The sequence below is a fragment of the Arthrobacter sp. UYEF20 genome (assembly GCF_040546335.1).
In the GTDB taxonomy this organism is placed as follows: Bacteria; Actinomycetota; Actinomycetes; order Actinomycetales; family Micrococcaceae; genus Arthrobacter.
The window spans coordinates 1-12,799 of record NZ_JBEPNP010000042.1 but is presented as its reverse complement, the minus strand read 5'-3'; the positions used below and the strand labels follow the sequence as shown (position 1 = coordinate 12,799).

Annotated in this window: 12 protein-coding genes and 3 pseudogenes; 3 read left to right on the top strand and 12 right to left on the bottom strand. The window is 62.5% G+C overall.

Annotation, left to right across the window (positions count from 1 at the left end; genetic code table 11):
- Window positions 1-95: 95 nt before the first annotated feature.
- From ABIB26_RS22895 to ABIB26_RS22880, 4 genes and pseudogenes are all read right to left on the bottom strand, one after another.
- Window positions 96-284 (bottom strand): annotated as a pseudogene (locus ABIB26_RS22895) (DUF4193 family protein); the annotation flags it as partial.
- A gap of 324 nt (window positions 285-608) precedes the next feature.
- Window positions 609-1,208 carry a recombinase family protein gene (locus ABIB26_RS22890; RefSeq protein ID WP_354248416.1) on the bottom strand — a complete coding sequence of 200 codons (600 nt, stop codon included), beginning with the start codon at window positions 1,206-1,208 and terminating at the stop codon, window positions 609-611.
- Window positions 1,209-1,649: 441 nt separating this feature from the next.
- Window positions 1,650-3,239: an FAD-dependent oxidoreductase gene (locus ABIB26_RS22885; RefSeq protein WP_354248414.1), complete on the bottom strand. Its 1,590-nt coding sequence runs from the start codon at window positions 3,237-3,239 to the stop codon at window positions 1,650-1,652.
- Window positions 3,236-4,312 carry an ABC transporter permease gene (locus tag ABIB26_RS22880; RefSeq protein WP_354248412.1) on the bottom strand — a complete coding sequence of 359 codons (1,077 nt, stop codon included), beginning with the start codon at window positions 4,310-4,312 and terminating at the stop codon, window positions 3,236-3,238. The genes ABIB26_RS22885 and ABIB26_RS22880 overlap by 4 nt, the downstream gene beginning before the upstream one ends.
- 96 nt (window positions 4,313-4,408) lie before the next feature.
- On the opposite strand from ABIB26_RS22880, the gene ABIB26_RS22875 reads away from it, so the two are divergent.
- A complete protein-coding gene (locus ABIB26_RS22875) occupies window positions 4,409-5,002 on the top strand; it encodes a TetR/AcrR family transcriptional regulator (protein WP_354248410.1) in 594 nt (197 codons plus the stop codon).
- Window positions 5,003-5,938: 936 nt separating this feature from the next.
- Here the strand turns inward: ABIB26_RS22875 and ABIB26_RS22870 are convergent.
- The 7 genes from ABIB26_RS22870 to hisD form a co-directional block, all read right to left on the bottom strand.
- On the bottom strand, window positions 5,939-6,130 hold the full coding sequence (locus tag ABIB26_RS22870; protein ID WP_354248408.1) for a hypothetical protein: 192 nt from the start codon (window positions 6,128-6,130) through the stop codon (window positions 5,939-5,941).
- Window positions 6,131-6,267: 137 nt separating this feature from the next.
- Complete coding sequence (locus ABIB26_RS22865) at window positions 6,268-6,384, bottom strand: hypothetical protein (RefSeq protein ID WP_354248418.1); 117 nt, start codon at window positions 6,382-6,384, stop codon at window positions 6,268-6,270.
- Complete coding sequence (locus ABIB26_RS22860; RefSeq protein ID WP_354248406.1) at window positions 6,357-6,647, bottom strand: GNAT family N-acetyltransferase; 291 nt, start codon at window positions 6,645-6,647, stop codon at window positions 6,357-6,359. The genes ABIB26_RS22865 and ABIB26_RS22860 overlap by 28 nt, the downstream gene beginning before the upstream one ends.
- Window positions 6,648-6,692: 45 nt before the next feature.
- Window positions 6,693-7,538, bottom strand: a complete 846-nt coding sequence (locus tag ABIB26_RS22855; protein WP_354248405.1) for an amino acid ABC transporter ATP-binding protein — start codon at window positions 7,536-7,538, stop codon at window positions 6,693-6,695.
- A complete protein-coding gene (locus ABIB26_RS22850; protein ID WP_354248403.1) occupies window positions 7,531-8,184 on the bottom strand; it encodes an amino acid ABC transporter permease in 654 nt (217 codons plus the stop codon). The genes ABIB26_RS22855 and ABIB26_RS22850 overlap by 8 nt, the downstream gene beginning before the upstream one ends.
- Before the next feature lie 124 nt (window positions 8,185-8,308).
- Complete coding sequence (locus ABIB26_RS22845; protein WP_354248401.1) at window positions 8,309-9,112, bottom strand: substrate-binding periplasmic protein; 804 nt, start codon at window positions 9,110-9,112, stop codon at window positions 8,309-8,311.
- Window positions 9,113-9,138: 26 nt separating this feature from the next.
- Window positions 9,139-10,476 carry a histidinol dehydrogenase gene (gene hisD / locus ABIB26_RS22840; protein ID WP_354248399.1) on the bottom strand — a complete coding sequence of 446 codons (1,338 nt, stop codon included), beginning with the start codon at window positions 10,474-10,476 and terminating at the stop codon, window positions 9,139-9,141.
- A gap of 229 nt (window positions 10,477-10,705) precedes the next feature.
- Here hisD and ABIB26_RS22835 point away from each other — a divergent pair, with 229 nt between their 5' ends.
- Window positions 10,706-11,632: a LysR family transcriptional regulator gene (locus ABIB26_RS22835; RefSeq protein WP_354248397.1), complete on the top strand. Its 927-nt coding sequence runs from the start codon at window positions 10,706-10,708 to the stop codon at window positions 11,630-11,632.
- Window positions 11,633-11,849: 217 nt separating this feature from the next.
- On the opposite strand, the pseudogene ABIB26_RS22830 reads toward ABIB26_RS22835, so the two are convergent.
- A pseudogene (locus tag ABIB26_RS22830) lies at window positions 11,850-12,095 on the bottom strand (IS3-like element ISAar46 family transposase); the annotation flags it as partial.
- Window positions 12,096-12,273: 178 nt separating this feature from the next.
- On the opposite strand from ABIB26_RS22830, the pseudogene ABIB26_RS22825 reads away from it, so the two are divergent.
- A pseudogene (locus tag ABIB26_RS22825) lies at window positions 12,274-12,630 on the top strand (AbiV family abortive infection protein); the annotation flags it as partial.
- Window positions 12,631-12,799: the final 169 nt, after the last annotated feature.

Here is a 12,799-nt window from a genome sequence, read left to right as displayed (position 1 = left end):
CAGCCCTCACAGCCCACCAGATCCGCGACCAGGAATCCCTGGCAGCGTAACCGAAATAAAACGATGAAACTGTCTCAGAAACTTGACGTGCGCAGGATGACTTCAACGATGAGTTCCTCGGCGATGAAGTCGCCGGGGAGATTGACGCCATCAACTGTGTCTGCCTCATCGAGCTCTAAAACCACACTGCGGGCGTCAGGGGTATTCGCGGTCCGCAGGGCCTCCAGGGACCTTTCCTGGACTTCCTTGACGTCAGAGCGGACTTCGTCGTAATCGGTTGCCACTGGGGCATCCTCATTTCTCTTGTTTGAGCTTGTCGCGATAGAAACATACAGCATCGACTCTGTATTCCCCTGGGCACGAAACGGCGTGCCAATGCGCGGCGGGCCGATCAGCATCCTGGAACTGTCGGCGAAGCCGGTGAGCCGGTCTATGGCCGATCAGGTCGGCTGAACGATCGCGCGATTGCCTGGATCGGGGACGCCGTCAGCCAGGTAATACCGGCAAGAACCGATAGGATCCCTACCGCGGCCAACTGCAGGATGAACATCAGCAGTGCCAGGACAAGCGTTCCGCCATAGGTCAGGGCATAACTTAGCGTGTCCGGGCTAAACGGCATTAGGGGTTACCGGGTCAGCTGCGGGGGAGCGGGGCGGCAGGTGCCGGTACAGGGTGGTGCGTTTCAGCCCGGTCTTGGCGGTGATCTCTTTCATGGAGAAGCCTTTGTCCCGCAGGAGGGCGGCGTGTTCGAGTTTGTCGGGATCGACCACGGAAGGCCGTCCCGTGCGCCGCCCGTTGGCGGACGCCACCGCCCGGGCGTGGGAGGCGCGTTCGGCCGCGTAGGTCCGTTCCATCTCCGCGAAGAGTGCCAGCAGGTCAACCGCCAGCTGTGCCATGGGACTGTCCGGGTTGGACGTGTCGATCGGCAGGGGATCAGCCAGCGTCCGAACACCTACGCCGCGCTCTTTCAGTTCGTGGACCAGGTTCAGGGTGTCCCGCACTGTGCGTCCCAGCCGGTCCAGCGTGTGGACGACGAGCACGTCACCGGCCCTGGCGTGGCGCAATGCGTCCTGAAGCCCCGCGCGATCCGTGGTGGCGCCGGACTTCTTATCCGAGAAGACGGTCTCGATGCCGGCGGCCGCCAAGGCATCCAACTGCCTGGCGAGGTCCTGCTTAACCGTTGATACACGCGCGTAGCCGATGTCCATGCCTGAACCGTACCGAAAGTTATCCCTGTGACAGGTGATTGCGGCGCGTGTTTTGGAACAACATACGGGACACGCGGATTACGCGGCACTCCGACGATCCAGATCCGTCGGCGAGTGTCCCACCGAGGGTGTCCCGGTTCTAAGGAAATGGGACGGCCTCTTCATGGCGTCTCCCCTAAACACGTGGATGGTCATCTATGAAGATTCCTTCGGGTGAAGATAATAACGGGATCGGGTGCACCGGCCGGGCGAGAGCGACGATGTCCCCGTCACGTATTTCGGCGGCTGCTCGCGCGGCCACCTCGGCTGTGACGCAGTGCGGCGTTCCGTGGCCGGCGTCGTCTTGCAACCCCTGGCGGTTGTCGCATTCGGCGGCGATGGCGTCGATGTCGGCTGAATGAGTCTCTCTCGTGTCCGGTTGATCACGCCACGTGCTGACTCTCACACGCGCAGGCTGGTCAGCCGGTCCAGGGCATCGCGGAAGCTGGTGTCCCCGGTGCCGCGGGCGCTGATGTAGCCGTCGGGACGGACGAGGATCCAGTCCCCCTCGGTCGCGGCGAGCGTGTTCTGGACCTGGCCGTCGGGATCCCACACCCCGTGGTCATCCTTATCCAGCCGCCGCCGACTGATCGTCACCTTATCCACCCAGGCCGGTAGTGACTTGGTGTGGGCGGTGACCTCATCCTGACTGGTGGAGTGCCTGCTCCCGGCGAAAACGAGCAGGTGCCAGGCTGAGGTCCTGAGCAACGCGCGCAGTACGATCCAGCCGGGTGATTGAGCATCGGCTGCGGAGATCTGGGTGAGTCGCTGGCCAGGTCGTGGACCTTCACCTGACTTGTCCTCTGGCACCGTGAGCGGGCTGTCGGGGTAAGCGATGCTTAGACCTGACGCGTTCCGGATGAGCTGGCGAATGAAGCCACGATCGGAGTCCTGGGAGTCCTGGGTGTCCTTGGTGGTGGTGTCGACCATGGCCGAGTCCGTGACCGCCCCGGTGGAGGCGAGTAGGGCCTGGCCGATGGGAACGCGCTCGGCGTCGTAGGTATCGAGCAGCCCAGCGTCGGCGTGTCCGTTTACGACCATGGCCAGCTTCCACGCCAGGTTGTGCGCGTCCTGGATGCCGGTGTTGAGGCCCTGCCCGGACGCGGGGGAATGAACATGGGCGGCGTCACCAGAAACGAAACACCGCCCGACGTGCATCGCGGGTACCGCGCGCTGCTGGATGGTGAACTTCGACGCCCAACTGGGGGTGTCCACGATGGTCTCGCGTCCCAGAGCCTGGGACAACTTGGTGCTGAATTGCCGGGCGATCTGCTCGGGGTGCTCAGGCTCTCCTTCGCCGGTCGTGTCCAGTAGCCGCCACTTGCCCGGATCCGGAAACGGGAACAGCATCAGCGCGCCGCCGGCTGGGGACAGCGAGTGCAGGCCATCTCGCTCCAGATTGGTGTGCACGATTGCATCGGCGATCAGCCAGGTGTGGGCGGCTTCGCCTGCCAGCGGGAGCTCGAGGATCTTGCGGACGGTCGAGTGTCCGCCGTCGCATCCCCAGAGGTATCGCGCACGCACGGTCTCCTGCCCCGCGCTGGAGCCATCGCCGCTGCGCAACATGACCGTGACGCCGTCAGCGTCGTGCTGGAACGACTCCAGCCTGGTGCTCCACTCCACTTCGATGCCGGCCGAAGCGGCATATCCGCGAAGCACGCGTTCGGTGATCACCTGATCGATATTGAACATGAACGGAAACCGGGTCACCAGGTCGCCGAATTCATAGTTGACCCGTGTCGCGCGGTCGCCCTGATGGCGGATGAACCCGTTGACTCTCGTTCCGTGCGGAGCGATGTCGCCGAGAATTCCGAGCTGATCGTAAATTTCCAGGCTGCGAGCGTGCGTGGCCAGCGCGCGGCTGGTCGTGGCCGGACCGGGCGCGGCATCCACCAAGCGAACCGAAACACCCCACCGGGCCAGTTGCCATGCGGCCATGAGTCCGACCGGGCCAGCTCCTGCAACGAGGACGTCAACCTCATAATCTGTCATGGCAACCGGACTCCCTCAGTGTTAGCCGTGGCCCTGGTCGACCCGGGCTCTGGGTCGAGGGAGCCTTCGATGTGGACGACTTCCTGGTTGCGGAAGTGTCCGATCATGGTGAACAGGACCCCGGCGAGGGTCCATCCGGCCAGGACCAGCCAGGGGAACAGTGTGTTGGCGTCCGGAAAATAGGAGAGGTCCCGCAGCAAGGTGGTCGAGGCTCCCGGGACTAACCATTGACCAATTGTGCCCCAGGGTCCGGGGAGGAACTGCATGGGTGCGGAGGCGGCAGAGATGGGGTTGGCGATCAGCATGGTGATCACGGCACCGACCGGGATACCCGCAGTGCCGATCAGTGCGTTGAGCCCGACGATGAATGAACTGGTTCCAAGCAGCGACAGCGCGGCGGCCAGACCGTTGAGCATGGCGTTGCCCTGCAGCACGCCGTAGAGCCCCTGCATCACCAGCACAATGATGCCGCCGGCCAGGATTGAGTACAGGGCCAGGGCGCCCAGCCGGCGCCGGTTGCCCACCACCGTGAGCGAGACGAGGATGCCGCCGATCATCCCGCCCATGGCCAGCGGGAAGCCCGCCAACGCCAGGCCGGTGCCTTTCGCATCTGACGCCGCGAGCGGAACGAGGTCGGTCACTATCACCTTCGGAGCCGCCGCCGGTGCGGACGCCCCGGCCTGGTTGATTTGGCTCTGGATCTGCTGGGCGACGCCGGGGAGGATCTGGCTCACCGCGGTGCCGTTTGCGGAGGCGGTGAGGACCTCGGGGGTCTGCCCCAGCACCACCGCACCGTAGGCGTCCCGAGAGCGTATGAGGGCCGTGGCCGCGTCCCTGCTGTTCACCGTGGTGATCGTGAAGGTTCCGGCTGCCTTGTCCTCCAACGCCTTTTCCAGTGCCTGGACCTGCGCGTCCGGGCCAGTGACGGCCAGGGGGATGTCCTTCGCCGAAGACGTGACGCCGGACCAAGTGAAGGCGAGCAGGACCACACCAACAATGGCCGCGGCCGCGATCGCGATAAGGACCACGCGCGACCACTTGGTGTGCGGCGCGGCCGCAGGAACGATGGGCATGGGTTTCTCCCGACTAGTAAAAAGAATGATTATTCTCTATGGTGGATGACGGCAGGGGATCCTGTCAAGAACAACCATTCTTTTGGAAGGTGCCGCATGCCGAGAGTGACAGATGCTTACCGTCAGGCCCGCCGTCTGGAGATCGCGGCGGCGGCGTTGCGCTGCTTTGGCCGCAAGGGGTTCCAGGGAACCTCGATGGCCGACATCATTGCTGAGTCCAGGCTGTCGGCAGGTGCCATCTACAGCCACTTCAAGGGCAAGGACGAACTCATCGAGGTTTCCGTTCATGGGGTCCTGGACCACCTGTTGGATGAGATCAACGCGCTACGCTCGTCTGACCCGTTGCCCGAACCCCGTGAGGTGCTCAAAGCATTCCTGCAAAGCATCGGGGAGGACATCATCGAGCGCGGACTCCTCCTTCAGGTCTGGGCCGAGGCGATGACCGATCCGGGGCTGGCCCGTATAGCGGCCGGAACGGTCACCGGGCTCAAGGAACTCTTCGCCGGTTACCTCGTCACCTGGTACACCCAGTCCCGCGGGTTGACACCCGCGGAAGCTTCCTCCCGCGCCGGGAAATACGCTGCGGTGATGCTGGGAGTGTGCCAGGGCTTCATCGTCCAATCCGCGCTAATCCCGGAGTTCGACGCCCAGGAATACCTCGCAGGACTCGGCGCGATCACACCGGCCTGACGGCTCGGGACGCCTCCGTCCTTCAGCGGCCGTCGCGAGACCTTTCATACGAGGATCTCCCCGGGCGAAATAAGACGCACTGCTGCGGCTCGGTCCGTGATCCAGCCGGCACACAGCCTCCAGAAACGGGCAGCACAGCCGAACCTTGACTGCTGCCGCAGCCGTCGGCAACGGATCGAAAACCGCCAGCCCGAGCTGTGAAAAAACCGCCATTCCGAACTAACAGTCACAGCGGAGTGTCCCGCCGAGGGCGTTCCGGTTCTAAGGATGTGGGCCATTGTTGGACGTCTACAAGCATGAAGGAAGATTAGGCGTGGAAGGGCGGCGACCATGAGCGCCCCGTTCCGATTTCCTCGTTGCCGTTGCCGTTGCCGTTGCCGTAACCGTCGCGGTGTCCGCACTGGCCGCCGGAGCCCATGTGCTGGCCGGCGACAGCGCCGCATGGGTCAGCAGAAGGACAGCTTGGTCATGGTCATCGGTCCCGGTGAACTTTCGGTGGTTTAGTCTGTTTCCGGGCCGGTGCAGAAGAAGCAGCCATCCTCGTAGTTGCCCGGTCACGCCTGCTCGTATGCGGGTTCACTTGGTAGGGGTACAGCGACGGCACGGTTTTGGGCGCGATACGTCGCGTATCTGAAGGGGTCAGAGACTGTCAACGGAAATTCCTGACGCTGGGTAGTCGTATTTTGGTTTCGGGGATTCGTGCCGGGCGGACACAAGTGCCCAGAAGGCGATCTCGCCGTTGTCAGGGGGCATGAGGCTTCCCTCACTGAGGAATTGCGCGCCTGCGTCATTGCCGGCGGGAGCCCACCACCCGGTGGCCGGGCAGTGTTCGCCCGTCTTCGGGCCGGAAGCCCCGGCGTCTTTCCTGCCGTGGGCGGACCTATGTGGACTTCGCTTTTTCATGATGCCTCTCGGTCTGGTGTCCCTTGGGATGGGTCAGGTGCGGGCGATGTTGTCGATGTCTTCCACGAAGTCCTTGACGACGGCTTCGGTGACGGTCGCCCTGGTTTCGCGGATGGCATTGAGATAGGCGGCGGTCGTCAGCGCCGGCGCGGTGGATGGATCCGTGTCCTGGTCGACTGCCCGTTCAAGTGCATGCTGCGAGGTCTTTCGGGCAGCGCTGTTCAATCAGTTCCTTCTTGTGCTGCATGCCGGCCAGGTCCTCCCACAGGCCCTGGGCGAGCAGCCGCCCGCCCAGCTGGGCCAACGAACCGAGCTCCGCTGGCTGAACGGGGATAAGCCGTTCAAAGTAGTGCAGGTCTTCTTCAAAGCGGTAGTCGCTGTTGCGGAAAGGCCGTGACCCGGGTTTCCGAGGCCGGGAGCAGGGCTGAAATCCGTCGGACCCCGCGGGCTGTCAGCCTTCGTTCCAGACCGGCGAGCAGGGCACTTCCGAGGCCCTGCCCGCGCCAGTCGGGGCTTGTGCGAGCATGAAAATCCAGGCGCGGTCTTCCTGGATACGGCAGGCGGCCGCTCCGACAACCCGCCCCTGCACCGCAGCAACTACGGCCAGGTCATTGGAGCACGCCTCGATGATCTCAGTGAGACTGTAGACCGGACGGGCACCGTCGGTGCGGGAGGCCTGCCAAACGCTGATGATCTGGTCGAGGTCATCTGCATGGAATTCGCGGACGCTCCATGGCTGCATTGGTGATCTCCTGCTATCGGTTTTCGGGGGCGCCGCTGCCGGCGGTCAGTCGTGTTTGGGAGGGATGATTCCGGAACGGCTGAGCAGGGCCTTGGTCTTGGCGTGCTGGGGGTTGGTGAAGACTGTTTCCGGTGGTCCCTGTTCCACGATGACGCCCTGGTCCATGACGACAATCCGGTCTGCGATCTCTCTGGCGAACTGCATCTCGTGGGTCACGATCACCATCGTTGTTCCCTGCCGGGCGATCTTCTTGATGACCGCCAGGACTTCGCCGACGAGTTCGGGGTCCAGCGCCGAGGTGGGTTCATCAAAAAGCATCACGCTCGGTTCCATGGCCAGGGCACGGGCAATGGCGACACGCTGTTTCTGGCCACCGGACAGTTTGCTGGGGAAGTTATCGGCTTTGTCGCCGAGTCCGACCATTTCCAGGTTGGGCAAGGCGATTTGGCGCGCCTTCTCGGCTGACAGGCCCTTGACGTCGCGCAGCGGGGCCATGACATTGCCCAGCGCGGTCTTGTTCAGGAACAGGTTGAAGTGCTGGAACACCATGCCGATATCCGTCCGCTTTTTCGCGGTGATGGAGGGCTTTTCGCTGATCAGCTGACCGTCTTTTTCTTCATAGCCGATGAGGTGTCCGTTGACAAATATGCGGCCGCCGTCAACGGTTTCGAGCTTGTTGATACACCTGAGCAGTGTGCTCTTGCCTGAGCCGCTGGATCCGAGGATGACAACGGTTTCGCCGCGGTGGATGTCCAGGTCCACGCCCTTGAGGACCTCGAGGCGCTTCTCTACATGGGCCTTGCCGGTGAGGCGGTTCCAGATGGTCTGCTTCGGGGTGAGCACAAAGGTCTTGTGGACATCCTGGATGCTTATGATGGTGTTCTCAGCCATTGGCCCGTGCCTTTCGTTCGAGCACAACCACAACGCGTGAGAGTGGGAGGCTGATGATGAGGTAGAGGACGGCGGCGGCCGTGTAGATGGCCGTGGTCTGGAACGTCTGGCTGTTCAGAATGTTGGCCGTCTTCAGGATTTCGGTCACGGCGATGACCGAGGTCAGTGCGGTGTCTTTGACCATGGCGATGAAGTAGTTGCCGATGGGGCCCATCGAGACCACGAACGACTGAGGTATGACAACTTTCCACAGGGTCTTGTTCGGGGTGTAGCCGAGAGACAGGGCGGCTTCGGTCTGGCCGTGCTCCACGGAGAGGATCGCGGAACGGAACACTTCGGAGAGGTAGGCGGCGTAGTTCAGGCCAAGGCCCAAAATGCCGGCGGGGATCGGCTGGATTTCTACGCCGATGCTGGGGAGTACGAAGAAGATGTACACGAGCTGTACGAGGAGCGGGGTTCCGCGCATCACTTCGACGTACAGGGTGGAAATGGCGCGCAGGATCTTGAAGGTTGAAATTCTCGCCAGGGCGATCAGCAGGCCCAGGATCAGGGCCAGCGCCATTGCGCCGAGGGCGAGCTGCAGTACGATCGGCACGGCTCCAAGGAGCGCGGGGAACACTGCGAGGGTGTTGTTGATGAAGTCCATCGGAAGGAGCTACCTAACTTGCGGGTCAGTCACGGTCGTCTATGAATGGAATCCGGTGCGGCCGGCCCCGGCACTGCATCCTCGTTGCGAGAGGGTGGGTTGCAGGGCCGGCCGCTAGAAGAATCTACTTCGAGACGTTCTCTTCGCCGAGGCCGTATTTCTTCAGGATCTCCAGGTATTTCGGAGTCTTTTTGAGGTCCGCAAGTCCGGAGTTCAGGTCTGCCAGGAGCTGGGTGTCGTCCTTGCGGACGCCGGCGCCGATGGTTCCGGGGAAGTACGGCTTGTACGGGGAGACGAGCTCGATCTTCGGGTTCGGCTTCTGCACCAGGCTGTACGCGATCACGGCGCTGTCGGTGAATGCGGCGTCGACCTGCTTGTTTTCCACGGCAGAGATGAGGGCTGCCTGGGAATCGAAGAACTTCGTCTGGCTTCCGCCGAGGGTCCCGATGAAGTCGGTGAACACGGTGCCGGTCTGGGCGCCGAGCACCTTGCCCTTGACGTCGTCGCGGGACTTCAGCGTGGAGTCACCCGGGACCAGCATGCCCTCGCCCTGGACGTACCAGGGGTCGGTGAAGTTGATCTGTTCCTTGCGCTTGTCCGTGATGTACATGGCATCGACGATCACGTCGGCCTTCTTCGCCATGAGACCGGGGATGAGCGTGTTGAAGTCCGTCACGAAGGTCTTGACCTTCCAGCCCTTGGCTGCGGCGATCTCGTTGATCATCTCGCCGTCAATGCCCTTCAGCTCGCCGGTGCCCTGGTCGGTGAAGGCGAACGGGGCGTCATTGGATGTCGCGATCGTGATCGTCTTCTGCTCGGGGGTCGAGCTGTTGGAAGCCCCTCCGCATGCGGTCAGGGCCAGGGCCGCCGCCAGCGTCATCGGCAGCAGCACCCCGAGACGTTTGCCTAGTTTGCTTGTGCTTTTCATCGGATTGCCTTTGTCTAGTGGGGGGATTAGCGGTTGAAGCGGTCCAGGCGCAGTGTAGCTGTGGCTCGGTGTGCTTCCATGCCCTCGAACTCGGAGATGGTAGCTACGTAGTTCGCCAGACGCGGGGTCGCTTCCTTCTCAACCCGCTGGTAGGTGAGGGGCTTGAGGAACCGGGAGACGGACAGACCGGCGGAGGAGCGTGCCCCGCCGCCGGTGGGCAGGACGTGGTTGGTTCCGGCGATGCCCTTGTCCGAGTAGGCGACCGTTGACCAGGGGCCGAGGAAGATCGAGCCGTAGTTTTTCAGGTTGTCGTGGTAGTAGCTGTCGTCCTTGGTCTGGATTTCCAGGTGCTCGGGTGCGAGCGTGTCCATGATCTCGATGGCGGTTTCGCGGTCTTCGGCGACGTACACGGTGCCGTAGTCGCGCCAAGCCGGACCGGCGATGTGGCGGGTGGCCAGGGTTTCGAGCTGCTTTTCGATGTGGCGGATGACGTCCTCGCCGAACGCGCGGGAGGTGGTGACCAGGGAGGCGGGGGAGAGGGGGCCATGCTCGGCCTGACCAAGCAGGTCCGCGGCGACGAGTTCGGGGTCCGCGAATTCGTCCGCGATGACGGCGACCTCGGACGGGCCGGCGAGCAGGTCGATGCCGACCCGGCCGAACAGCTGGCGCTTGGCTTCGGTGACGTAGGCGTTGCCCGCACCGACGAGAATGTCTGCGGGCTGCTCACCGAGCAGCCCAAAGGCCATCGCGGCCAGTGCCTGAACGCCGCCGACGGCGAACGCACGGTCCACGCCGGAGAGGTAGGCGGCGTGCAGAACGGCCGGGTGACCGGCAGCCGGGCTCGTCGGAGGGGTGCAGGCGATGACGGTCGGGACGCCCGCGGCCTTGGCGACACCAACGGTCATGAAAGCGCTGGCGAGGATCGGGAACTGGCCGGCGGGAAGGTACGCGCCGACGCGGGGAACGGGGATGTAGCGCTGGCCGGCGAAGACGCCGGGAACGATTTCGGTTTCAAAGTCGGTCAGGTGTTCACGCTGCTCGATGGCGAATATGCGGGTGCGTTCGGCGCCCGCGGCAAGAGCTTCGCGCAGCGCAGGGGTCAGCTGGTCGCCGGTCCTGGCCAAATCGGCCCGGCTGATCTCGATGTCCTTGCCCTCCCAGCCGTCGAGTTTTTGGGAGTACCTGATGACGGCATCGATGCCGTTCTTTTCGATGTCGCTGAGCATCGCCGAAACGGTCTCGATAACGGCGGGAAGACGCTGTGCCGGCACGCCTCCAACGGCCGGTTCCTTGAGGGTGGAGAAGTTTCCGTGGATGTATGCCTTGTCGGCGTCGTTGATCTGCATACGAAAAACGGTAGACACGGCGCCTGTATCGCACAACCCTATGTACAACGATATGAATCATAGGGTTAACCCCACATGATTGGTCTCACATTTTCCGTTGATGGATGGTTTTCCCCTGATTTCCAGGCATTCCTGGAGTGACTGACCCCACAGGGCGCGCCAGCCTGGATCGGCGGTTTTCGGGCCAATATTTGTGGACTTTTCTTGGTATACCCCTAACATGACGCCGGAGTCATAGGATTACCCTGTGACTCTCACCCAGCTCAGGGCCTTTCTGGCAGCCTACGATCTAGGTTCCTTCACCGCGGCAGCCGGAAGGCTGGAAATCAGCCAGGCGTCCGTTTCGGAACTCATCGGCCGACTGGAACAGGAAATCGGGCTCAGCCTCTTCAGTCGAGGAGGCCGGCGCCTGATCCCGACAAACGCAGCCGTTGAACTGCGGGACCATGCGAAGCAATCCGTGACTTCCTTCGACAACGGGATCCAGGCACTGCACTCCATCTCCTCCCTGGAAGGAGGCGTCTGCACCTTCGGCGTCCTGCGCAACGCCGGCTACTACGACCTCTCAGATCTCGTTCAGCGCTTCCACAAGCGCTATCCCAAGGTAAAGGTCCGGCTTGTCGGCCTGAATTCCGCGCTCGTGGCGGAGTCCGTGGCAAACGGCGAGATCGAGGCAGGGCTCGTGGTTCTGCCTGTCCTGGAGCGAGGTCTTGTCGTCAAACCCCTCTTCCGCGACGAAGTTCTCTACGCATCAACCACGCGCAGCCCACGGCGCGGACCCATGACCATCGAAGAGTTTGCCGAATCAAAAATCATCCTCTACGACGCATACGCCGGCTGGAACGACCCGACCCGCAAGCAGATCCAGGAGCGAGCCCAGCTCCTGGGCTTGAAAATCGATCCGGACATCGAGGTGGAACACGTCGAAACAGCCCTGAGCCTGGTCGCGACAGGCGCCGCAGACACCATCGTCTCCCGGACCATAGCGGAGGCTCCGACGTTTCCCAGCAACATCAAAACGGTCCCCTTTAAGGAACCCCTCTACGACACGCTCGCCCTCGTTCAAAGAGAGGCATCGTATCTCTCGCCGGCGACCCGCAAAATCGCTGAATTGGCAGAACGTACCCTGCTCGCGAAAGTCGCACCCGGTCAGAAGATCCTCCCCGTCTCGTGACAGGCGGGCAATTTCGGCTCGTCTCGGATTCGGTTTTTCTTGGAAGCCTCTTGCTGTGATTGTTAGCTGGGAACGGCGCCTAAATGCAGCTTCAATTGGCGGCGTAGAGGGTGCAAGGACGAGGTCGGGGTAGAACCCACGTGTCATATCGGTGGACGTGCCACGGCATCTTGTCCGTTTTCTTTGGCGGGCCGCGAGGCTCAGGAGAATACGGCGATGCTGTAGACCGCGAAGACCACGAGATCGTCTCACCGGGCTTTTTGCCCTCGAGCACGCCGGCATCACGGAGCTTGCGCCACTCGGTGATCTGCGAGGAATACAGGCCCTCGCTCCGCAGGTAGGCTCCGCCGCCGGTGCCGTCATCACAGGCCTGCTGGTAGGCGTCCAGGTGGGCTAATTTTTGTGCCGGAGTGAACGACCTTCGAGGACTCGGGCCACCGGCGCGGGGGCCAGGATTACTCATGGACCCATCTTCCCGCACCGGGGAAATTGTGGAGATAGACATTAGTGATGTTCCTGATTCTCGCCCTACGAATTAGACGAAGTTGCTATGAGGTACTGGCCTCACCCAACCCTGACACGTAGGGTTGCGACATCGAGCGGTCACGGAACGCCGCCACGAAGCGCTGAACTCCACACGCATGTCCAATATCCATGCTGGCACCGTACCGAAAGTTGCACCTGTGACGGTCATTGTGGCGAAAGTTTTGGGACAACTTACGGGACAGGCAGGATACGCGGCATTCCGCAGATCCGAATCCGCGGGGGCGTGTCCCACCGGGGGTGACCCGGTTCCAAGGAAGTGGACCACCTCATGTCGGGGCAGACTTGTTGGACTGATAGGTTCCCGACCATGGCATGAACTCGGAGGTTGTTGCATGGAGCTTTCTGCAAAGAATGCCCGGGAGCTTTGGAAAGCTCTGATGGATAACGCTGCGTCTTTGGTGCGCGACGCGGAGCTTCTACTGCGTTCCGGGTCATTTGGTCGGGCAAGTTCCCTAACGGTGCTTGCTCAGGAAGAGTTGGGCAAGGCGTTGTGGATCTATGAGCTGCCGCGAGGATTTCGGACAGCGGAATTGGTGGATTCTTCTACGCTGCCAGTGCTGGCTGTCGATAACCATAGTGGACTTCGTTGGGCCGTCGGTAATCGAGCGCGGAGTGTCGGCG